The sequence below is a fragment of the Cellulomonas taurus genome (assembly GCF_012931845.1).
Lineage (GTDB): Bacteria > Actinomycetota > Actinomycetes > Actinomycetales > Cellulomonadaceae > Cellulomonas > Cellulomonas taurus.
In genome coordinates, this window is sequence record NZ_CP051884.1 from 981,605 (window position 1) to 1,003,631 (window position 22,027).

Annotated in this window: 19 protein-coding genes; 13 read left to right on the forward strand and 6 right to left on the reverse strand. The window is 71.1% G+C overall.

Translation table 11 applies throughout. The annotated features are described in order from the left end of the window. Position 1: 1 nt before the first annotated feature. Entirely contained in the window at positions 2–2,887 is a 2,886-nt protein-coding gene (locus HGK68_RS04425) for a helix-turn-helix transcriptional regulator (RefSeq protein ID WP_246260581.1), read from the reverse strand. Between the two features lie 311 nt (positions 2,888–3,198). On the opposite strand from HGK68_RS04425, the gene HGK68_RS04430 reads away from it, so the two are divergent. From HGK68_RS04430 to HGK68_RS04450, 5 genes are all read left to right on the forward strand, one after another. Continuing rightward, positions 3,199–3,636 (forward strand): pilus assembly protein CpaE, encoded by a 438-nt coding sequence (locus HGK68_RS04430; RefSeq protein WP_425483663.1) that lies wholly within the window; start codon positions 3,199–3,201, stop codon positions 3,634–3,636. Between the two features lie 37 nt (positions 3,637–3,673). Continuing rightward, a complete protein-coding gene (gene gatC / locus HGK68_RS04435; protein WP_169164867.1) occupies positions 3,674–3,970 on the forward strand; it encodes an Asp-tRNA(Asn)/Glu-tRNA(Gln) amidotransferase subunit GatC in 297 nt (98 codons plus the stop codon). A 2-nt stretch (positions 3,971–3,972) separates the two neighbouring features. Next, positions 3,973–5,496 carry an Asp-tRNA(Asn)/Glu-tRNA(Gln) amidotransferase subunit GatA gene (gene gatA / locus HGK68_RS04440; RefSeq protein WP_425483664.1) on the forward strand — a complete coding sequence of 508 codons (1,524 nt, stop codon included), beginning with the start codon at positions 3,973–3,975 and terminating at the stop codon, positions 5,494–5,496. Then, positions 5,493–6,995, forward strand: coding sequence for an Asp-tRNA(Asn)/Glu-tRNA(Gln) amidotransferase subunit GatB (gene gatB / locus HGK68_RS04445; RefSeq protein WP_169164868.1), 1,503 nt, complete (start codon positions 5,493–5,495; stop codon positions 6,993–6,995). The genes gatA and gatB overlap by 4 nt, the downstream gene beginning before the upstream one ends. Before the next feature lie 104 nt (positions 6,996–7,099). Continuing rightward, entirely contained in the window at positions 7,100–7,645 is a 546-nt protein-coding gene (locus HGK68_RS04450) for a GNAT family N-acetyltransferase (RefSeq protein WP_169164869.1), read from the forward strand. Positions 7,646–7,701: 56 nt separating this feature from the next. Here the strand turns inward: HGK68_RS04450 and HGK68_RS04455 are convergent, their stop codons facing one another. From HGK68_RS04455 to HGK68_RS04465, 3 genes are all read right to left on the reverse strand, one after another. Then, the gene (locus tag HGK68_RS04455; protein ID WP_169164870.1) at positions 7,702–8,280 is read right to left on the reverse strand and encodes a DoxX family protein; all 579 of its coding nucleotides are present in this window, start codon (positions 8,278–8,280) and stop codon (positions 7,702–7,704) included. A 238-nt stretch (positions 8,281–8,518) separates the two neighbouring features. Further along, complete coding sequence (locus HGK68_RS04460; RefSeq protein ID WP_169164871.1) at positions 8,519–9,877, reverse strand: cryptochrome/photolyase family protein; 1,359 nt, start codon at positions 9,875–9,877, stop codon at positions 8,519–8,521. Positions 9,878–10,136: 259 nt separating this feature from the next. Further along, positions 10,137–10,931, reverse strand: coding sequence for a MerR family transcriptional regulator (locus HGK68_RS04465; protein WP_169164872.1), 795 nt, complete (start codon positions 10,929–10,931; stop codon positions 10,137–10,139). A gap of 62 nt (positions 10,932–10,993) precedes the next feature. Here HGK68_RS04465 and HGK68_RS04470 point away from each other — a divergent pair, with 62 nt between their 5' ends. The 8 genes from HGK68_RS04470 to HGK68_RS04505 all read left to right on the forward strand — a co-directional run bounded on the left by HGK68_RS04470 (position 10,994) and on the right by HGK68_RS04505 (position 17,905). After that, positions 10,994–11,644, forward strand: a complete 651-nt coding sequence (locus HGK68_RS04470; RefSeq protein ID WP_169164873.1) for a VOC family protein — start codon at positions 10,994–10,996, stop codon at positions 11,642–11,644. A 78-nt stretch (positions 11,645–11,722) separates the two neighbouring features. Beyond that, complete coding sequence (gene ilvD / locus HGK68_RS04475) at positions 11,723–13,582, forward strand: dihydroxy-acid dehydratase (protein ID WP_169164874.1); 1,860 nt, start codon at positions 11,723–11,725, stop codon at positions 13,580–13,582. Between the two features lie 69 nt (positions 13,583–13,651). After that, positions 13,652–15,343 (forward strand): dihydroxy-acid dehydratase, encoded by a 1,692-nt coding sequence (gene ilvD / locus HGK68_RS04480; RefSeq protein ID WP_169164875.1) that lies wholly within the window; start codon positions 13,652–13,654, stop codon positions 15,341–15,343. Positions 15,344–15,438: 95 nt separating this feature from the next. Continuing rightward, positions 15,439–15,711 carry a type VII secretion target gene (locus HGK68_RS04485; RefSeq protein WP_169164876.1) on the forward strand — a complete coding sequence of 91 codons (273 nt, stop codon included), beginning with the start codon at positions 15,439–15,441 and terminating at the stop codon, positions 15,709–15,711. After that, entirely contained in the window at positions 15,708–16,949 is a 1,242-nt protein-coding gene (locus tag HGK68_RS04490; protein WP_169164877.1) for a putative T7SS-secreted protein, read from the forward strand. Before HGK68_RS04485 ends, HGK68_RS04490 begins: the two co-directional genes overlap by 4 nt. Before the next feature lies 1 nt (position 16,950). Further along, positions 16,951–17,346, forward strand: coding sequence for a hypothetical protein (locus HGK68_RS04495; RefSeq protein ID WP_169164878.1), 396 nt, complete (start codon positions 16,951–16,953; stop codon positions 17,344–17,346). Continuing rightward, positions 17,343–17,759 (forward strand): hypothetical protein, encoded by a 417-nt coding sequence (locus HGK68_RS04500; protein WP_169164879.1) that lies wholly within the window; start codon positions 17,343–17,345, stop codon positions 17,757–17,759. The genes HGK68_RS04495 and HGK68_RS04500 overlap by 4 nt, the downstream gene beginning before the upstream one ends. Next, positions 17,756–17,905, forward strand: a complete 150-nt coding sequence (locus HGK68_RS04505) for a hypothetical protein (protein ID WP_169164880.1) — start codon at positions 17,756–17,758, stop codon at positions 17,903–17,905. Before HGK68_RS04500 ends, HGK68_RS04505 begins: the two co-directional genes overlap by 4 nt. Before the next feature lie 139 nt (positions 17,906–18,044). Here the strand turns inward: HGK68_RS04505 and HGK68_RS04510 are convergent, their stop codons facing one another. Continuing rightward, positions 18,045–20,570 (reverse strand): polynucleotide kinase-phosphatase, encoded by a 2,526-nt coding sequence (locus tag HGK68_RS04510; RefSeq protein ID WP_169164881.1) that lies wholly within the window; start codon positions 20,568–20,570, stop codon positions 18,045–18,047. Further along, positions 20,567–21,964 carry a 3' terminal RNA ribose 2'-O-methyltransferase Hen1 gene (locus HGK68_RS04515; protein ID WP_169164882.1) on the reverse strand — a complete coding sequence of 466 codons (1,398 nt, stop codon included), beginning with the start codon at positions 21,962–21,964 and terminating at the stop codon, positions 20,567–20,569. Before HGK68_RS04515 ends, HGK68_RS04510 begins: the two co-directional genes overlap by 4 nt. Positions 21,965–22,027: the final 63 nt, after the last annotated feature.

A 22,027-nucleotide genomic window follows, 5' to 3' on the forward strand; every position in this document is an offset into this window, starting at 1 on the left:
CTCAGCTCTCGATCAACCCCCGGCGGTGCCCGATCGACACCGCCTCCGCTCGCCCGGACGCACCGAGCTTGTCCAACACCCGGGACATGTGCACCGAGACGGTCTTGGCGCTGATGTACATCCGTTCGCCGATCTGTCGGTTGCTCAGCCCGGCAGCGGCCAGGGCCAGCACCTCCGACTCGCGCGCGGTCAGCACGGACCCGGCGCCGACGGCCATCCCCGGCAGGTCGAGTCGCCCGCGCCTCGCCAGGTCGGCCACGGCGGTGACCAGCGGACCGGCGGCGATCGCCCGGGCGGTGGCCCATGCCTCGGTCGCCTCCCGCTGGGCGGCCTCGCGGTCGCCGCTGACCAGCAGTGCCTCGGCCCACCGCCACCGGGTGCGTGCCTCCTCGTAGCGGTAGCCGTAGCCGAAGGACGCGGTCGCCGTGGCCCAGGGCGTGGGGTCCCGGTCCCCGTGCAACCGGGCATGTTCGGCGTGCGCGCGGGCCAACCAGGCACGGCCCTCGGGTCCCAGTGGTCCACCGCGGGGTCGGCCGCGCTCGGCGGTGCGGTCGGCGCGCCCGAGCAGGTCGTCGCCCAGGGTGAGCCGAGCCGTCGGGTCACGTCCGGCGAGGCGGTCGAGTGCTGCCAGATCGGCGAGGGCCGCCAGCGCGAGCGCCGAGAGCCAGATGCCGCCGAGGAACACATGCGACCAGACCCGGCCGATCTCGTCGATCAGCCGCCGAGCGAGGGCGACGGCTTCCTCCGGTCGTCCCGCCCAGGTGAGCGCATCCACGGCGCAGCCGCCCGCGATCAGGGTGATCATCGTGTCCTCGTGCGGACCGTGCAGCAGGTCGAGGGCCCGTTCGACGGCGCCTGCGTCGCCCCGCGCCACCGCCGCGTACATCCGCACGCCCTCCAGGGCGGCGGTGGCGGGCACCGGGCCCGATCCCGCCGGGTCGCCGGGCGACAGGTCGCCCCGCGCGTAGCGCACGATCTCCTGGAACAGGCGCAGTTCGAGCCCGTAGGGACTCCAGCTCAGGCCGGTGCGGACCGCCAGAGCCAACCCCGCTTCGGTGACGGTCGCCGCCTCGACGAGCTCGCCGGCGTAGAACCGGTTCGCCGCGAGGTTGTAGGTGCAGCGCAGCTCGGTGCCCCGGTCACCCGACCGACGAGCCAGGTCGAGGGCGGAACGCAGCAGCTCGGCGGCCCGCTCGGGGTCGTCGACCACGAGCACCGCGAGCGAGATGAGCGCGTCGGCCTCGGCGTCGACCGCCCCGGCGGCTCGGGCCTCGGTGACCGCGGCGGCGGCGGCCGCCTCGCCCAGATCGTCCTGGTCGGCGTTCAGTGCGGCGCGGGCCCGGGTCGCGAGGACCCAGGCGCGAACGGCTCCGAGCGCGTCACCGGCATGGGCGATCGCCGCCTCGGCCCGGGTGGTCGCGGCCAGGGCGTCGTCGGCGCGTTCAGCAGCGAGCAACTGCCGGGCCAGGGCGATCTCGGCGGTCGCCATCAGTTCCGGGTCGTCGGTGACGGAGTCCACCGCCTCCCGGGCGAGCTGCACCGCCCGGGTGGTCAGGCCCGCCCGGCCACCGGCCGCGGCGGCGGTCAGCAGGAGGCGCACCCGATCGGTGCCCAGCTCGTCGGCGGCCGACGGCACGGCCGGCCAGAGCCGGAGCACGGTCTCCAGGTGCCGCAGCTCCTCGTCCGGTGCCAGGAGTCGTGCCGCCTCGGTGGCGGCCTCGCGGGCGGCCGACAGCGCCGAGCGGTCGTCCCGGGCGAGCAGCGCGTGGTGGGCGCGTTCGGCGGCAGTGCCCAGAGTCGGCTGTTCCGCGATCGCGCGCAGATAGTCCCGGTGCAACGCCACCTGTTCGCCAGGCAGCAGATCGGCGTACACCGCCTCGGCCAGCAGGGCGTGCCGGAACGCCACCCGGTCGTCCTCACCGACCAGCACGTGGTGCGCGACGGCCTCCCTCAGCGCGGCGTCCACGTCGTCGCCCGGCAGCGCCACCGCGCGCAGCAGGGGCTCGCTCACCCGCCGTCCGGCGGCCGCCGCCGTGCGTACCAGGCGCCGGGTGGCGGGTTCCAGATCCTCGACCCGGGCGCGCAGCACCTCGGCCAGGGTCTCCGGCAGCTCGGCGCCGGTGGTGCCCGCCTCAGTCAGCTCCTCGGCGAAGTACGCGTTGCCCTCCGATCGGCGTTCGATCCGGCGCAAAGCCTCCTCCGGTAGCGGCGCACCGGTCAGGGCGGTGGTGAACGCCCGCAGTTCGGCGGTGTCGAACGGGGCGAGATCGATCCGTTCCACCCGAGGATGGCGTCCGAGGTCGGCGAGCACCGGGCGCAGCGGGTGGCGTCGGTGCAGGTCGTCGGCGCGATAGGAGCCGACCAGCAGCACCGGCTCGGTCCGCAGCCGGGCGACCAGGAAGCGCAGCAGGTCCCGACTGGACGCATCCGCCCAGTGCAGGTCCTCCAGCACCACCACCAGCGGTCCGTGGGCGCGACCGGCCGCTGCGAGCAGTGCGGCGACTCCGTCGAAGAGCTGCAGGCGCTCGGCGGGTTCCTCCGGTCCGGTGCCACCGGGGAGCAACCGACCCAGGGCGGGACGTTCGGTGACGACCGCCGAGACCTCCGGCGCCGGGTCCTCGGTCAACCGCCGCAGCACCTCGACGAACGGCAGGTAGGGCAGTCCGATCCCGCCCAGGTCGATGCAGTGTCCCGTGACCACCCGGCCGCCGTCGGCGGTGACCAGGCGGGACACCTGATCCAGCAGTCGGGTCTTGCCCACCCCCGCGTCCGCGCCCAGCAGCACCAGGCCGGGCTCGCCGTCCGCCGCCCGACCGACCGCGGCGAGCAGCGAGGCGATCTCCGCCTCGCGTGCGATGAACGGCATCCGGGCCGCCGACCAACTCATGGGGTCGATGGTCGCAGCAGCCGCCGACACCTGCGGCACCGATCGGGTCACCGGCGGCGACGCCAGCGCCAGTGCAGCCCCGCGTCATGCGCCGTGTCCCGGACCACCTGCTGCCGGTAGCGCACCTCGGCATCGGGTGCCGGTCCCCAGATCAGATCCATGATCGTCCTCCTCCACTGCGCTGCCGGTCCGTCCGGCACGTTCCACCCTGCTGCTGAGGGGGTGCGGTGCGGATCGGTCGGTCGGGCCGTCCCACGGTGCGGGTCGCGGCTGAGGTGGTGCTGAGGTGGCCGCCGGTGCACGCTGAGCCGATGACGACCTCCTCGACCGCCGGGCTGCTCGCACTGGACCGTGCCGAGATGCTGCGGGCCGCCGGGGTGCGGTGGACCCCGGCCTCCGGTGACCGGTTCGTGATCCGGCAGCCCGCGATGGCCGACGAGGTGTTCACGATCAGTGAGATGACGATCGAGGCGCACGACTACCCGACCGGCACCGTGCTGGGCTTCAACGGGACCACCGAGTGGGCGGTGGACTCGGTGACCCAGGAGGACGCGGTGTGGCTGCCCCGGGAGGACCAGTTGCGCGAGCTGCTCGGCGGCACGTTCAGGTCGCTGGCCCGGTCGCTGGACGGCCGGTTCCAGGTGGTGGTCGAGCTCCCGGGGCAGCCGGAGCGGTCGTTCGTCGCCGACCGTGCGGCCGACGCCTACGGCGACGCGGTGCTGGCACTGGTCTCGGCCGCGCGGGTATGACCCCGGTGCCGGGCGTGGCACCACTAGACTCCCCGGCATGTCCTCTCTTTCTCGTGATGAGGTCGCGCGCGTCGCGGGCCTGGCGCGCATCGACCTGAAGCCGGAGGAGGTCGACCGGCTGGTCGGCGAACTCCAGGTGATCGTCGACTCGGTCGCCCGGGTCAGCGAAGTCGCCACCCCCGATGTCCCGGCCACCAGCCACCCGCTGCCGATGACGAACGTCTTCCGTGCCGACGTGCCCGAGCAGCCGCTGTCGCAGGCCGACGCGCTGTCCGGTGCGCCCGCGGCGGAGGACGGGAAGTTCCTCGTGCCGCAGATCCTCGGGGAGGAGTGATCGTGACCGCATCGTCCGACCTGACCCGACTCAGTGCCGCCGACCTGGCCGAGAAGCTGGCCGCAGGCGAGGTCTCCAGCGTGGAGGCCACCCAGGCGCACCTGGACCGGATGACCGCCGTCGAACCCGCCGTGCACGCGTTCCTGCACGTCTCGGCGGACGAGGCGTTGGCCACCGCCGCCGACATCGACACCCGCCGGGCCGCCGGGGAGCAGCTGCACCCGCTGGCCGGAGTCCCGATCGCGGTGAAGGACGTCGTCGTCACCCAGGGGCTGCCCACCACCGCCGGCTCGAAGATCCTCGAGGGCTGGGTGCCGCCGTACGACGCCACCCTGGTCGAGCGGATCAAGGCCGCCGGGCTGCCGATCCTGGGCAAGACCAACATGGACGAGTTCGCCATGGGGTCCAGCACCGAGCACTCCGCCTACGGCGACACCCACAACCCGTGGGACCTGGACCGGATCCCGGGTGGTTCCGGTGGTGGTTCGGCGGCAGCCGTCGCCGCCTTCGAGGCGCCGCTGGCGATCGGCACCGACACCGGTGGCTCGATCCGGCAGCCCGCCGCGGTCACCGGCACCGTCGGGGTGAAGCCGACCTACGGCTCGATCTCCCGTTACGGCCTGATCGCGATGGCGTCCAGCCTGGATCAGGCGGGCCCGGTCACCCGGACCGTGCTGGACTCCGCGTTGCTGCACGAGCTGATCGGCGGCCACGACCCGCGCGACTCCACCTCGATCCCGGAGCCGCTGCCGTCCCTGGTCGCCGCCGCCCGGCAGGGTGCCACCGGTGACCTGTCCGGTCTGCGGGTCGGTGTCATCACCGAGCTGCAGGGCGAGGGCTACCAGCCCGGCGTGCTGGCGCGCTTCCACGAGTCGCTGGAGCTGCTGCGCTCGGCCGGTGCCGAGATCGTCGAGGTGTCCTGCCCGCACTTCGAGTACGCGCTGGGCGCGTACTACCTGATCATGCCGTCCGAGGCGTCCAGCAACCTGGCCAAGTTCGACGGGATGCGCTTCGGTCTGCGGGTCGAGCCGGAGGACGGTCCTCTCACCGCCGAGCGCGTGATGGCCGCCACCCGTGGCCAGGGCTTCGGTGACGAGGTCAAGCGCCGGGTGATCCTGGGCACCTACGCCCTGAGCGCCGGGTACTACGACGCCTACTACGGCAGCGCCCAGAAGGTCCGCACCCTGATCCAGCGGGACTTCGCGAACGCCTTCGCCGCCGCCGACGTGCTGGTGTCGCCGACCACGCCGACCACCGCCTTCAAGCTCGGTGAGAAGCTGGACGACCCGCTGGCGATGTACCTGAACGACGTCGCGACCATCCCGGCGAACCTGGCCGGCATCCCGGGTCTGTCGCTGCCGAGCGGTCTGTCCGACGACGGCCTGCCCGCCGGGTTCCAGGTCCTCGCCCCGGCGAAGGCCGACGACCGGCTGTACCGGGTGGGCGCCGCCCTCGAGGCGCTGCTGGAGAAGTCCTGGGGCGGCTCGCTGCTGTCGCAGGCGCCTGAGCTGGAGGTGGGCAAGTGAGCGTCGTCGATCTGGTCGACTACGACGAGGCGGTCAGCCGCTTCGACCCGGTGATCGGCATCGAGGTGCACGTCGAGCTCGGCACCGCCACCAAGATGTTCGACGCCGCGCCGCAGACCTTCGGCGCTGAGCCGAACACCGCCGTCACCCCGGTGTCCCTGGGCCTGCCCGGCGCGCTGCCGGTGGTCAACGGGGTCGCCGTGGAGTACGCGATCCGGATCGGTCTCGCGCTGAACTGCGAGATCGCCGAGACCTGCCGCTTCGCCCGGAAGAACTACTTCTACCCGGACGTGCCGAAGAACTTCCAGACCTCGCAGTATGACGAGCCGATCGCCTTCGACGGGTGGATCGACGTCGAGCTGGAGGACGGCACGGTGTTCCGGGTGGACATCGAGCGGGCGCACATGGAGGAGGACGCCGGGAAGAACACCCACGTGGGTGGTTCGACCGGTCGTATCCAGGGTGCCGACCACTCGCTGGTCGACTACAACCGCGCCGGGATCCCGCTGGTGGAGATCGTCACCCGGCCGATCACCGGTGCCGGTGAACGTGCGCCGGAGGTGGCCCGCGCCTACGTGCAGACCCTCCGGGACATCTTCCGCGCGTTGGAGGTCTCCGAAGCACGCATGGAGCGCGGCAACGTCCGTGCCGACGTGAACGTGTCCCTGCGGCCGACCCCCGAGTCGCCGTTGGGCACCCGCACCGAGACCAAGAACGTGAACTCGTTCCGGTCGGTGGAGCGGGCGGTCCGGTATGAGATCAGCCGCCAGGCGGCCGTGCTGGACGAGCAGGGCACCGTCATCCAGGAGACCCGGCACTGGCACGAGGACACCGGGATCACCACCTCGGGCCGGATCAAGTCCGACGCCGAGGACTACCGGTACTTCCCGGAGCCGGATCTGGTGCCGGTCGCCCCGTCCCGGGAGTGGGTGGAGGAGATCCGGTCGAACCTGCCCGAGCTGCCCGCGGCCCGTCGTCGCCGGTTGCAGGGCGAGTGGGGCTACTCCGACCCGGAGATGCGCGACGTGATCAACGCCGGTGCGGTGGAGCTGATCGAGTCCACCGTCGCCGCGGGTTCCAGCCCGGCCGCTGCCCGCAAGTGGTGGATGGGTGAGCTGGCCCGGACCGCGAAGACCCAGGAGGTCGAGCTGGCCGAGCTGCCGATCACCCCGACGCAGATCGGGCAGCTGCAGCAGCTGGTCGACGCCGGTCGGATCAACGACAAGCTCGCCCGCCAGGTGCTGGAGGGCGTGCTGTCCGGCGAGGGCGACCCGGAGCAGGTCGTGGTGGCCCGTGGACTGGAGGTCGTCTCCGACGACGGCCCGCTGCTCGAGGCGATCGACGCGGCGCTGGCCTCGCAGCCGGACATCGCGGACAAGATCCGCTCCGGCAACCTCGGACCGGTGGGCGCGATCATCGGTGCGGTGATGAAGGCGACCCGGGGCCAGGCGGACGCCGGTCGCGTGCGCGAGCTGGTCCTGGAGCGCGTCCAGGGCTGACACGGCAGGTCGACGGCGCGGGCGGATGCATCGCCCGCGCCGTCGCCATGTCCGCGTAACACGCCGGTCCTAGCATCGACCTCGGTACCGACACAGGAGGAGTCATGGACAAGCCCACCCTCGAGGGGGAGATGGTCCGGCTGCGCCCGGTGCGGGCCGACGACGCTGCGCACATGTGGGAGATGGTGAACGACCCGGAGGCGATGCGGACCACCGGCACCACCGACACCTTCACCCGGCAGCAGATCGACCGCTGGTGCGCGACCGTCGCCGACCAGCCGGGGCGGATCGATCTGGCGATCACCGCGAACCGGTCGGACGACTTCCTGGGCGAGATCGTGCTGAACGACATCGACGACACCCTGCGCAGTGCGAACATGCGGCTGGTCATGCGCCCGGGATATCGCGGTCGCGGCTACGGGACCGAGGCGATCGAGCTGGTGCTCGGCCTGGCGTTCGACGGTATCGGCACCCACCGGGTGGAGCTGGACGTGCTCAGCATCAACGCCCGTGCGCACTCGCTGTACGAGAACATCGGTTTCCGCCACGAGGGCCGACGCCGGGACGCCTACCGCGACGGCGACGGCTGGTGCGACGCGATCATCATGTCGATGCTGGAGGACGAGTACCGCGCACTGCGCGGGGTGTGAACACGGCGAAGGGCCGACCCCATCGGGGTCGGCCCTTCGCCGATGTCAGCAGGTGCTCAGCGCAGCCACTGGTTCTTCTGGACGATCGGCAGGCGGCTCCACATCTTGCCCAGGCCCCAGGTGTCGCCGGCGTAGGTCAGGGCGACCAGGATCAGGACCAGCGCGTAGATGACGTGGTAGTCGACGAACGGGTTGGTGCCGGTGCCGCTGGCGCCGACCGGCCACTCGGCCAGCCACATCATGGCCATCACCAGGGTGCCGGAGACGGCGGCCACGCGGGTGCCGATGCCGAGCATCACGGCCAGGCCGATCGCGAGCATGCCGAGCATGAACAGCACGTCGCTGGCGGGGCTGGCGATGCCGTTGAAGAAGCCCTGCAGCGGGCCGGTGGCGGCGAAGGTCAGGAAGCCCTGCGAGGGCTTGCCGCCGTGGATCCAGGCGTCGGCCGACGCGGTGGAGAAGTTCAGACCGAAGGTCTTGTCCAGGAAGGCCCAGAGGAAGATGAAGCCGGTCGCGTAGCGCAGGACGGCCAGAGTCCGGCGAGCCGGAGCAGAGGTGAGCACGTCCTCCTGAGTACGGACGGCCGGCGTTGCGGCGACGGGGGCGGCGGCGCTGGGTGCGGTGGTGGCGGTCATGTCTCGGCTCTCCGGTTCGTTCGGTGCCATCTTTGTGATGGTTTTCCCAATGTGCTGCATCGAACGCGCGGATGTCCGGGTCGAAGGTCCCGAGGTGGTCCCGGGAGGGCGACTGATCGGGTGAGACAAGGCGACTGAGGCGATTTCCGTGGGCCGTTGGTCCCAGGAAAACGCCCAGCCGGGTCGGCGAGGGCCGGGCGGACCGGGAGAGCGGTGCTGGACGGGTAGGACCTAGTACCTATCGGCGTCGATGCTCCTGGTAGGCGTCCAACGTGGCGGCCCGCTCGGCGGCGTGATCGACCATCGGTGCCGGGTAGTCCGGGGCCGCCGACTCGGGCAGCTTCCACGGCTCGTGCACCGCCTTGCCCGGGATGTCGCGCAGCTCGGGCACCCAGCGGCGGACGTACCGACCCTCGGGGTCGTAGGTGAGTCCCTGCCGCACCGGGTTGAACACCCGGAAGTACGGCGCCGCGTCGCGTCCGGTCCCGGCCACCCACTGCCAGTTCAGCTGGTTCTGCGGCACGTCCCCGTCCACCAGCCAGGCCATGAAGTGCTCCGCGCCGCGCTGCCACCGGACGTGCAGGTCCTTGACCAGGAAGGAGGCGACCACCATCCGCACCCGGTTGTGCATCCAGCCCTCGGCCAGCAGCTGCCGCATCCCGGCGTCGACCAGGGGATAGCCGGTCCGCCCGGCGGCCCAGGTCTCCAGCGCATGGCGTTCATCGGCACCCTCGGCCCAGGAGTCCTCGGGCAGCACGGTGGTCAGCGAGGTGTCCCGGGCCGACGGACTGTGGAACAGCACATCGGCGTGGAAGTCGCGCCAAGCGATCTGACCCCGGAAGGTATCGGCGGCCACCGACCGGCGATGCGCCAGGTCGGCCAGGATGGTGCGCGGGTGGATCTCGCCCCACTTCAACGGCACCGACAGGCGCGAGGTGCTGTCCAGGTCGGGTCGGTCGCGTTCGGCCTTGTACTGCGCCAGCGGGCCGGCCAGCATCTGCGCCCACCGGTCCAGCGCCGCCTCCTCACCGGCCTCCGGCAAGGTCAGACCCTCCGGCGGCTCGGCCCGCGGCAGGTCATCGGAACGCACCCCGTCGACCAACTGCAACCGCCGCCGCGCCGCGTGCTGATCCGGGGCGGGGGAGTGCCAGCCGTGGTCCTGCCACGCGCGCCGGAACGGGGTGAACACCTTGTAGCCCTCGCCGCCCCCGGTACGCACCCGGCCCGGGGTGACCGCATAGGGCGACCCGGTGCGGATCAGCGGCACGTCCAGCGCGTCCTCCACCCGGCGGTCGCGCCCGCGGCCGGTGGGCGCCGCATCGGTGGCGATGTGCACCGCCTCCGCCTCGACCTCCGCGGCCAGCGCCGGGATCACGGCATCCGGACGGCCGTGACGGACCACCAGGTGCCCGCCGAGCTGCTCGTCCAGCGCCCGCAGGCTGCTGACCAGGTAGGCGCGCCGCGGCGTCCCGGCGGACTCCCACAGGTCCGGGTCGAGGACGAACACCGGGAGGACGTCACCGGAGTCGGCCGCCGCCATCAGGGCGGGGTTGTCGCCGATCCGCAGGTCGCGGCGGAACCAGTGCAGTGCTGTCACCGCGGTCACGGTAGCCAGCACCGACCTGGACGGCGACCCGGGCGCGGGTGAACGGGCCCGCACGAGTCGAGGCACCACCGGCCCGGGCGATGAGCCGATGATGCCTCGACGTTCGTTCCCCGGGAGCGGGTCGGCGTCCCCGGGAGTCAGCGGGCCGCCGAGCTCGTGGCTCGCGTGATCCGCGACGCCAGACTGCCCTGGGCCCGAGCCGGTCACCTAGGCCGCAAGTCCCACCGGGCGGCCCGCGCGAACCCGCCGATCACGCCACCTGGTCGGCGTGCGCGCTGATCGCGTCCCGCAGGTAGCCGGCCAGGCCGGGGGCCACCGCGTCGTAGGTCGCCGCGAACCGGGTGTCCTCGACGTACATCGCCCCCACGCAGCGGTACGTCGCGGCGTCCGGGACCCAGAACGTGCTCAGCCATGCGTGGTGCCGGGCCACCAGGGCGCGGGTGCGCTGGTCCTCGGCCGGGACCCCGCCGGTCATCAGCTCGGCCAGCTCCCGGTTCACCGCGTCGGCCTCGGCGACGTTCGCCCGGCGCTCGTCCTCGGTCATCGCCTCCCAGCGGGCGGCGCTGTGATCGACCTCGGGGCCACCCCAGCGGTCGCGGGCCTCCTGCTCGTACCGGCGGTGGTCGAATCCCTCGTACAGGGCATCGGCGGTCATGGTGGTGCCTCCTTCCAGGGCGGTGAGCGTGTCGGCGACGGTGCGCGCGAGGCGGTCCAGCTGGTCACGCTGGGCCAGCAGCCGGTCGAGGTGCGCTCGCAGCGCGGTGACCCGGTCGGTGCCGGAATCGAGCGCAACGGCGATCTCGGCCAGCGGCAGTCCCAGGTGCCGCAGCACCAGGATCTCCTGCAGGCGCAGGAGCTCCGCCGGCCCGTAACTCCGCTGGCAGCCCGACCCGATGCCGAGCGGACGCAGCAGCCCGATCGCGTCGTAATGCCGCAGCGTGCGCGAAGTCACCCCGGACAGACGGACCACCTCGCTGGTGGTCCACGGGCCGCCGTCGACGTGCACGTGCTCATCCCCCTTCGTGGTGATGTGGACGCGGATCACCGTTCCAGTTGACGCTACGTCAAGGGCAAGCGGATGTCGGTGGCCGCTGTCACCCTGGTCGCATGACCGAGCGCATCGACTCCGCCACCGCCACCCGGTACGCCGACCCGCGGCACTGGCGGGTGCTGCTGCGCACCCTGGCGGCTGCCTTCCGGCCCGCCGACTACGCCACCGGCGCGAGCTTCGCCGCCGAGGTGGCCGCGTTGGCCGAGGCCCAGCAGCACCATCCCGAGCTGACCCTGTCCTGGGGGCGGGTCGGTGTCGTGGTGACCAGCCACGACGCCGGAGGGCTGACCGTCAAGGACCTGCGGCTCGCGACCGCGATCAGCGACCTGGCCGACCGGATGGGCGTTCCGGGCGCCCCGGAGACCCTGAGCGTGCACGAGGTGGCGATCGACGCGCTGGACATCCCGTCGGTCCGGCCGTTCTGGCGTGCGGTGCTCGGCTACGTCGACGACGGGGAGGACGCGCTGGTCGATCCGACCGGTGTCTCGCCCGCGTACTGGTTCCAGCAGATGGACGAGCCCCGGCCGCAGCGCAACCGGATCCACCTGGACGTCACGGTGCCGCACGACCAGGCCCAGGCACGGGTGACCGCAGCGCTCGCGGCGGGTGGGGTGCTGGTGTCCGACCGGCGGGCACCAGCGTTCTGGGTGCTGGCCGACCCGGAGGGCAACGAGGCGTGCATCTGCACCTGGCAGGCGCGGGACTGACGCCGCGTCTCACCGGCTGGTCGATCACTGGCCGGACGGCTGTCACCAGAACCTGCGTCTGCGTCGTACCGTGACGCCATGAGTCGTCCGCTGCGCTCTCGTACCTCCACCCACGGCCGCAACATGGCCGGTGCCCGCGCCCTCTGGCGTGCGACCGGCATGGGGTCCGAGGACTTCGGCAAGCCGATCATCGCGATCGCCAACTCGTACACCCAGTTCGTCCCGGGTCACGTGCACCTCAAGGACATGGGCGACCTGGTGGCCTCGGCGATCCAGGATGCCGGGGGCGTCGCGAAGGAGTTCAACACCATCGCGGTGGACGACGGCATCGCGATGGGCCACGCCGGGATGCTCTACTCGCTGCCCAGCCGCGATCTGATCGCGGACTCGGTGGAGTACATGGTGCAGGCGCACTGCGCCGACGCGCTGGTCTGCATCTCCAACTGCGACAAGATCACCCCGGGCATGCTCAACGCGGCGCTGCGGCTGAACATCCCGGTGATCTTCGTGTCCGGCGGGCCGATGGAGGCCGGCAAGGCGGTGATCACCGACGGCGTCGCGAAGACCCCGCTGAACCTGATCAACGCGATCAACTACTCCGCCGACGACAACGTCTCCGACGAGTCGCTGGCGCGGGTGGAGGAGAACGCCTGCCCGACCTGTGGCTCCTGCTCCGGGATGTTCACCGCCAACTCGATGAACTGCCTCACCGAGGCCCTCGGCCTGTCGCTGCCGGGCAACGGCTCCACCCTGGCGACCCACACCGCCCGCCGCGAGCTGTTCCTGGAGGCCGGACGCACCATCGTCGACCTGGCGCGCCGGTACTACGACGACGAGGACGACACCGCCGCCCCCCGCGGGATCGCGACCCGCGCCGCGTTCAGCAACGCGATGGCCCTGGACGTGGCGATGGGCGGTTCGACCAACACCGTGCTGCACATCCTGGCGGCGGCGCAGGAGGCCGAGGTCGACTTCACCCTGGCGGACATCGACGCGATCAGCCGTCGGGTGCCCTGCCTGGCGAAGGTGGCGCCGAACCACCCGGATTACCACATGGAGGACGTGCACCGGGCCGGTGGCATCCCCGCGCTGCTCGGCGAACTGGACCGCGGCGGTCTGCTCGACCACGACGTGACCAGCGTGCACACCCCGACCCTGCGCGCCTGGCTGGACGACTGGGACATCCGGGGCGGCAGGGCCACCGACCGGGCGCAGGCACTGTTCCACGCCGCGCCGGGCGGGGTGCGCACCACCCAGGCGTTCTCCACCTCCAACGTCTGGGACTCCCTGGACACCGATGGCGCCGGCGGCTGCATCCGGAACGTCGAGCACGCCTACACCGTCGAGGGTGGGCTGGCGGTGCTGCGCGGCAACCTCGCCGACGACGGGGCGATCCTCAAGACCGCGGGCATCGACCCGGACGTGTTCCACTTCGTCGGGAAGGCCCTGGTCTGCGAGTCGCAGGACGAGGCGGTCGAGAAGATCCTCACCAAGCAGGTGGAGCCGGGCCACGTCGTGGTGGTCCGCTACGAGGGTCCGGCCGGTGGCCCCGGCATGCAGGAGATGCTCTACCCGACCTCCTTCATCAAGGGTCGCGGCCTGGGCAAGGTGTGCGCACTGATCACCGACGGCCGGTTCTCCGGTGGGTCGAGCGGCATCTCGGTCGGGCACATCAGCCCGGAGGCGGCCGCCGGTGGCACCATCGGGCTGATCGAGGACGGCGACGAGATCGAGATCGACGTCGAGACCCGCCTGATCCGGGTGAACGTCCCGGACGAGGTGCTGGCCGAGCGCCGCGCCAAGATGGAGGCCAGCGAGAACCCGTGGCAGCCGAAGGACCGGGACCGCTACGTCTCGCCCGCGCTCCAGGCCTACGCGGCGATGGCGACCAGCGCCGACCGCGGCGCGGTGCGTGACGTGAGCCGGATCCGCCGCTGAGCACCGACCGCGCAGGTCTCGGGACCCGCACCCGTAGCTGACCGGGCGGTTCGTGCCTAGAGTCGGCGCATGAGCCCGGACATCAAGCCGCGGTCGCGGCAGGTCACCGACGGAATCGAGGCCACCGCCTCGCGCGGCATGCTCCGCGCGGTGGGGATGGGTGACGACGACTGGGACAAGCCCCAGATCGGCGTCGCCTCGTCCTGGAACGAGATCACGCCGTGCAACCTGTCGCTGCAACGCCTGGCCCAGGCGGTCAAGGGCGGAGTGCACGCGGCCGGTGGCTACCCGCTGGAGTTCGGCACCATCTCGGTCAGCGACGGCATCTCGATGGGTCACGAGGGCATGCACTTCTCCCTGGTGAGCCGGGACATCATCGCCGACTCGGTGGAGACCGTGATGTCCGCCGAGCGGCTGGACGGCTCGGTGCTGCTGGCCGGCTGCGACAAGTCGTTGCCCGGCATGCTGATGGCCGCCGCCCGGCTCGACCTGGCGAGCGTCTTCCTCTACGCCGGATCGATCATGCCCGGCTGGGTGAAGCTGGAGGACGGCACCGAGAAGGACGTCACGCTGATCGACGCCTTCGAGGCCGTCGGCGCCTGCGCCCGTGGCCTGATGAGCACGGGCGACCTGGACCGGATCGAGCGGGCGATCTGCCCCGGTGAGGGTGCCTGCGGTGGCATGTACACCGCCAACACGATGGCGTCGGTGGCCGAGGCGATGGGCATGTCCGTGCCGGGTTCCGCCGCCCCGCCCAGCGCCGACCGCCGCCGCGACCACTTCGCGCACAAGTCCGGTGAGGCGGTGGTCGAGCTGCTGCGGCAGGGGATCACCGCCCGGCAGATCATGACCAAGGAAGCGTTCGAGAACGCGATCGCCGTGGTGATGGCCTTCGGTGGCTCGACCAACGCCGTCCTGCACCTGCTGGCCATCGCGCACGAGGCCGAGGTCGACCTCACCCTCGACGACTTCAAGCGGGTCGCGGCGAAGGTGCCGCACCTCGGCGACCTCAAGCCCTTCGGCCGGTACGTGATGAACGACGTGGACCGGATCGGCGGCGTGCCGGTGGTGATGAAGGCCCTGCTGGACGCGGGTCTGCTGCACGGCGACTGCCTCACCGTCACCGGGAAGACCGTCGCGGAGAACCTCGCCGACATCGACCCGCCGGACCCGGACGGCAAGATCCTGCGCGCACTGGACAACCCGATCCACCGCACCGGTGGCATCACCATCCTGTCCGGCAGCCTGGCGCCCGAGGGCGCCGTGGTGAAGTCGGCCGGCTTCGACTCCGACGTCTTCGAGGGCACCGCCCGGGTGTTCGAGCGCGAGCGCGCGGCCCTGGACGCCCTGGAGGACGGCACGATCACCGCGGGCGACGTCGTGGTCATCCGCTACGAGGGCCCCAAGGGTGGTCCCGGCATGCGCGAGATGCTCGCCATCACGGGTGCGATCAAGGGCGCGGGCCTGGGGAAGGACGTGCTCCTGCTCACCGACGGCCGGTTCTCCGGCGGCACCACCGGCCTGTGCGTGGGCCACATTGCCCCCGAGGCGGTTGACGGTGGTCCGATCGCCTTCGTCCGGGACGGCGACCGGATCCGGCTGGACGTGGCGAACGCGACCATCGACGTGGTTGTCGATGCCGCAGAGCTGGCGGCCCGGCGGGAGGGGTGGGCGCCGCTGACCCCGAAGTACACCCGGGGAGTACTGGCGAAGTACGCCAAGTTGGTGCAATCGGCGTCGACCGGGGCCGTGTTGATTTAGGTCTTTTAGACGATTTCGGCGCTGTTTGACAGCGTTGTTAGATTGAGCGCGAGCCGCAGCCTTTCCCTGTTCCCTGGTGAAAGGTCGGCCACGGCATGCCCACACTCGATGTCGACCTGCACTCGATGGAGTTGGCCGGTGACGTGGTGGCCTACGCGGCCTCCGACTGCGACCCGCATCGGTCCATGGTGGAGGTGGACGCCGGGGACGACCGACTGACAGCGGCGCTTCGCGCGTTCGGGGCGGACGGGGTGACGGTCGGGCGGCGGTTGCGGGACGCCAGTACGGGGGTATCCGACGGGCTGCGCGGTGCTTTGCGGGTGTATCAGGCGGCGGACGAGGCGCTGGCCCGGGCGGCTGCCGGATGACGGTCACCAGCCTGCGCGGCATCCACGCGCCGGACGACCTCCTGCCCGGGGACCTGTTCGGCCTCCAGGACACCGCCGACCGGCTGCGAGCCCAGGGTCAGCTCTACGATGTCATCGGTGACGATGTGGCCCGCGCCTGCGCGCAGGTCGAGTGGCACGGTGCAGCAGGGGAGCAGTTCCGGGCGAGTGCCACGGTGTTGCCCGCCGCGTACCAGGCGACGGCGTGGGCGCACCACCGAGCCGCCAGAGCCGTCGACGACCATGCCGAGTGTCTGGCGCACGCCCGTCGGCGCGCGGACGAGGCGATCGGGCTGTGGGAACACGGTGACCGGCTGACGGTTCAGGCCGGACTGCCGCTGCCCTCGTCCCGGGGAGACGTCGTTCCCCGGCGCCGTGGATCCACCGACACCTGTCCGGCACAGCATCGGCCCATCGTGCCCGACCCCGGTGCCCCGCTCCGGGACGAGGCGCTGATCATCGCCACCAGCGCGCAACGTCAGGTCGAGGAGTCCGCTCAGGCGGCCGCCGCCCAGATCCGGGCAGCGAGCAACGAACTGCCGCAGGACGATCCGAGCTTCTGGGACCGGGTCGGCGGCGCGTGGTCGGACGCCTGGCACGGCGCGAGCGATGTGGGTGCGGCGCTCGGCAACGCGGTGCTGTCCTTCGGGAATGCGCTGATGCAGAACCCTGATCTGGTCGGCGAGATCCTCGCCGGGTTGGCGCTGATCCAGGGCGGCATCGCGGCCGAGGGCGGTGGCCTGGTGCTCGACGCCACCGGGGTCGGCGCACCCGGCGGCGTTGCGGTCGGCGCGGCGGGATTGGCAGCGATCGCGGCGGGGGCGGGGCTGGTCGCGCATGGGATCGGGCGGGCGGCGACCGAGGCGGCGGGGGAGAGTGCCGTCGCTCCGTTGCAGGGGGCGGCGCGGGGCGCGGGGACACCGGCGACGTTGGACGCGGCGGAGGTGAGGCGGCGGGCCACTGCGGCGACGAAGGCGAGCACCGGTCGTGACGTACGGGTGGTGGAGACTGAGGACGAACTGCGGGCGCTGTACGACGAACTGAGCGTCGGTGGCAAGGATGTGACGCCCACGACGGGTGCGTACGCAAAGGACGGCAAGATGGTGCAACTGCCGGATACGACGCGCGTGGGATTGCGGGAAACATCGACCAGTGGCGGTCCGACATTGGATATAACATTCCCGAACGGAACGAAGATCAAGGTGCATATTGAACAGTGAGATGCTGAAGAATATCGAAACGGCGACCCTGCAAGTCGGCCTTGACGACTGGATTGCACTAGGAGACGTGGTGGCTGTCGCAATCTTCTACGGGGCGCCCAGGATTCCGTCGCCGGACCGGTTCGTGATGATCTCTGAGTCGTACGTCATTCCCGTGATCGCGCGCCTTGTGGGCGACGGGCTGGTACGGATCGGTGACGTGTACACGCAGGGTCGATTCGTTCGCTTCGACGGTAGCGATGAGGAAGCGCTCGCGTGGGTGGCCAAGATCTACCGCGAGAGGCAGGGTGCGTGGGATTACGCGGTGTGGATGGAACTCACTCGCAAAGGCAAGGCGCTCGCCGAATCGCTACCGACCGCCCGCTACCACATCCGCGAGAGCGACGACGACGCATGACGGAACATCTCGGTGATCTTCAGGACGAGGTTCTGATCGCGGCAGTCCAGGGAGGTCTGGATGATTGGGTCTCCCTCGGCGACCTCGAAGCGATGGCGATCTACTACGGTGCCCCGAGTGTCCCGTCGCCCTCGGGCGAACAGATGGCGCCCGAGGAATACGTGCTGCCGGTGATCGTCCATCTGCTCGAGAACGAACTGGCTCGGATCGGGGACGTGTACACCCAGGGTGAGTTCGTGCCCTACGACGGTTCCGACCAGGATGCGCTCGCCTGGATCAGCCGTCTCTACCGCGAGCACGAAGGGGTGTGGCATTGGCTGGCCTGGCTGGATCTGACTCCGGCGGGCGTGGCGCTCGCGAAGTCCCTGCCCACGGCCGCGTACCACCTGCACGAGGAGGGCGACCCCCGATGACCGCCAGCGCCCCCCGGATCGTTCGGCAGCCGGACGGCACCGTGATCGGCAAGCGCCCGTCGTCCAAGTCGGGCGGGCCGGTGGTCGACATCCGCTACCCCGACGGTCGGGTGACCCGCATCCGGGTCGAGGGCGCGAAGCCCTGACTGGCGCGCAATTCTCCCGCCGCCGCAGCTGTCGTCCCGGGTGGGTCGTGACCTGCGACTCTCGCTGCCCCGTGCGCAGCTCTCACGCGTGCGACGCTCGGCACCGACGGGCGGCGGAGTCCATCGGGTCAGCGCGGTGTCACAGCCGCGGATCGACCGGCTCCGTCTCCAACGCCAGCACCCCGAACACCGCCTCGTGCACCCGCCAGATGGGCTCGTCCGCCACGAACCGTTCCAGCGCCTCCATGCCGAGCGCGTACTCCCGCAGCGCCAGTGACCGCTTGCGGCCGAGACGCCGGGACCGCAGTCGATCCAGGTTGTCCGGTTCGAGATAATCGGGGCCGTAGATGATCCGCAGGTACTCGGCGCCGCGGACCTTGATCCCGGGCTGCACGAGCCCGTGGCCACCACGCACCTGGTTGTCGAGCGGCTTGACCACCATGCCTTCGCCACCGGCCTCGGTCAGGGTGGTCCACCAGTCGATTCCGGCGGCGACCGAGGCGTCGTCGGAGGTGTCCACCACCAGTCGCCGCGTGGTCTGCAACACGCCGGTGTCGTCGGCGGCGACCAAGCGGTCGGCGTAGGTGCGCCCCGCACTGGCGAGCAGCTGGAACGGGGCCAGATGCACACCGTCGAGTCCGTCCACCGGCCAGACGTAGCGGCGGTAGGCGGCGGTGAACGCGTTCGCGTTGTGGGCGCGGGATCGGGTGCGTTCGAGCAGCGGTGCGAGGTCGGGCACGGCGGCGGCCGCGCGGTGCAACACCTCGACTGCCACAGGCAGTGCTGCCCGCGCGGCGGCACCCACTGCTGCGTACTGGGTGCGCACGAGGTCGTGGGCCTTGACCGACCAGGGCATCAGCTCGCCGTCGAACAGCAACCACCCGGAGTCCTGCCACAGACCCGCTCGGGTGACGGCGTCACGCAGGATCGCCACCAGTGCTTCGGTCCGCTCCGGGTCGAAGAACGGTCGGCCTGTGCGGGTGTGCACGGCGCCGGTGACGCCGGTGGGCATGCCGAAAATCGTGCTGGCGGTGTCCTGGTCGCGGCAGAGCAGCACCACCGCCCGGGATCCCATGTGCTTCTCCTCGCAGATCACGGTGTCCACCCGGTCGGCACGGAACTGGTCGAAAGCGGCCGCCGGGTGCTCGAGGAGGTCGCCCGTGGTCGCTGTCGCGCACGGGCTCATGGTGGGCGGCAGGTACAGCAGCCAGCGGGGGTCGACGGCGAACCGGCTCATCACCTCCAGGGCCCCGGTCGACTGATCGGCACCGATGGTGACGCGGCCGTGCAACCGGGTCTCGATCACCCGCTTGCCGAGGACGTCCTGGATGTCCAACAGATTCGGGTCCCGGCGAGCGGGGTCGGGTGCGACCTCCTGTCCTGCGACCGGGAACGGGCGGCCGGGGTCGGCGTACACCTGCGCTGCGGCGACCTGAATCAGGTCCTTCTCCGGGTAGCGCAGCGCCGACAGATGACCACCGAAGACGCAGCCGGTGTCCAGGCACAGGGTGTTGTTCACCCAGGTCGGTACCGGGGTCGGCGTGTGGCCGTACAGCACCATCGCGCGTCCGCGGTAGTCGTCGGCCCAGGGCAGGCGAACCGGCATGCCGTACTCGTCCCGCTCGCCGGTGACGTCGCCGAACAGGGCGAAGCTGCGCACCCGACCGGAGGCGCGACCGTGGAACTGCTCGGCCAGACCGGCGTGCGCGACCACCAGGTGGCCGTCGTCCAGCACCAGGTGGGCCACGAGTCCGTCGCAGAAGTCCCGCACCTCGCGGCGGAACTCATCGGTCTCCCGGGACAGCTGGTCCAGGGTCTCCGCCAGACCATGTCCGGTCTGCACCTGCCGCCCGTCGAGTGCGCGGACCAGTTTGTGCTCGTGGTTTCCGGGCACTGCGAGCGCGTGACCCGCCCGCACCATGCCCATCACCAGGCGCAGCACACCGGGAGAGTCGGGTCCACGGTCCACCAGATCGCCGAGGAACAGCGCGCGACGCCCATCGGGGTGGCTGGCATCGACCGGACGGCCCTGGTCGTCGCGAAGCAGGGTCCACCCGAGGCGGGTCAGCAGTGCTTCCAGCTCGGTGCGGCACCCGTGCACGTCACCGATCACGTCGAGCGGCCCGTGTTCGCTTCGCCGGTCGCTGCGCAGCGGGGTTCGGACGAAGGTGGCCGCCGCCACCTCGGCCTCGTCGGTCAGATGGTGGATGTGCCGGAAGCCCTCTTTGCGCAATCCGCGCAGGCCGCGGTGCAGCTGGCTCACCTGGCGGCCGACAATGCGTGCGCCGAGCTGGCGATCGGGACGGCTGGCGTCACGCTCGAGGCAGACCCGCTCCGGGAGGTCCAGCACCACGGCGACTGGCAGTACGTCATGCGCGCGGGCCAGCGCGACCAGCGAGCGCCGGGCTTCGGGCTGCACATTCGTCGCGTCGACGACGGTCAGCAGACCCGCGTCCAGTCGCTTGCCGGCGATGTGGTGCAGGACGTCGAAGGCGGCAGCAGTGGCAGCCTGGGAGTTGATGTCGTTGGACACCAGGCCGCGACAGAAGTCGGATGACAGGACCTCGAACGGTCCGAAATGCTGCGCGGCGAAAGTGGACTTCCCGGAACCGGAGGCACCGATCAGGACGACGAGCGACAGATCGGGAATGGCCAAATCGGTCATGCTGTCGCTCCCTGGCTGCGGCTGAACACTGCCATCTGGGTGGCGGGTCCGACCTCGGGATCGTCGGGTCCGATCGGGCGGAAGTCGACGGTGTAGCCCTGGCGGTCGGCGACCGCGTGTGCCCAGTCCTGGAACTCGGCGCGAGTCCACTCGAAGCGGTGGTCGTGGTGGCGGACGTGACCAGCGGTCAGGGAGGGGTAGCGCACGTTGTGCTCGACATTCGGGGTCGTGACGATCAGGGTGCTCGGGCGGGCGTGCTCGAACACCGCGCGTTCGAAGGCACCCAGGCGCGGCGGGTCGACGTGTTCGATCACTTCCATCAGCACGCCGGTGTCGAATCCGGTGAGTCGGTCATCCCGGTAGGTCACCGATGACTGGATCAGGTCGATCCGGCGGCGTCGGGCCTCCGGCAGCGTGTCCAGGTGCAGACGTCGGGCAGCTCTCGACAGCTCGCGCGGTGCGACGTCCACCCCCAGGAGGCGGTCATACCGAGGATCGTCCAGCAACTGCGACAGCAAGCGACCCTCCCCGCAGCCCAGATCCACGACGCTGCGCGCTGACGACTCCGCCACCACCGCCAGCACCGCGTCCAGTCGGTGCCGGGCCAGGGAAGGGATTAACGGCCGATCGGGCTCCGGTTCGCCGACATCGGTGATGTCGGCATCGGCGCCATCGGACTCGGTGATGCGATCCAGCGCCGAGTCCGCCAGCGAGCTGCGGTTGGCCAGGTAACACCGTGCGATCTCCGCACGGTGAGGGTGCCCGGCGAGCCACCGCTCTCCGGCGCGCAGCAGCTTGTCGACCTCGTCCTCACCGACCCAGTAGTGCTTCGCCGAGTCCAGAGCCGGGAGCAGGACGTAGAGGTGGCTGAGGGCGTCGGCCACGCGCATCCGGCCGGACATCCGCAGGTCGACGTAGTGTGAGTCGCCCCATTCCGGCATCGCCGGGTCCAGCGGGATTGGGATGGCGGAGACCTGCCATCCGAGCGGCTCGAACAGTCGCTTCGCCGCTGCGGCACCGCCTCGGCACGGCGCCGAGGGCACATGCACGTCCAGATCCAACTCCCGTTCGGGCAGCTCCGGGCGCGCAGGGCAGCGCCCGGCGATCGCGGTGCGGAACACCCGTCCGAGGGCGACAGCGAGCATCGAGGAGGCGGCATACGGTCGGTCGTTCACATACTCGGACAAGCTGATGCCCGAGTGGCCACGGACCAGAGCGATCGGGTCCACCTCCAGCAACAGGGCGACCTCGCACCGCGTGGGTGTGGCCTCGGGGTAGAAGACGTGCGCGGTCCCGACCGACAGGTCGAACGACTGCGCCCGCGCCGGGTGCTTGTGCAGCAGGTAGCCGAGGTCGGTCGCGTCCGGTGTGGTCGACGCGAGGGTCAGGAGCATGGACGGAACCGTATCGATGCTGTCCAGGGACTTTCTGGGACGGCAGGCTCGTGCCAAGCTCGT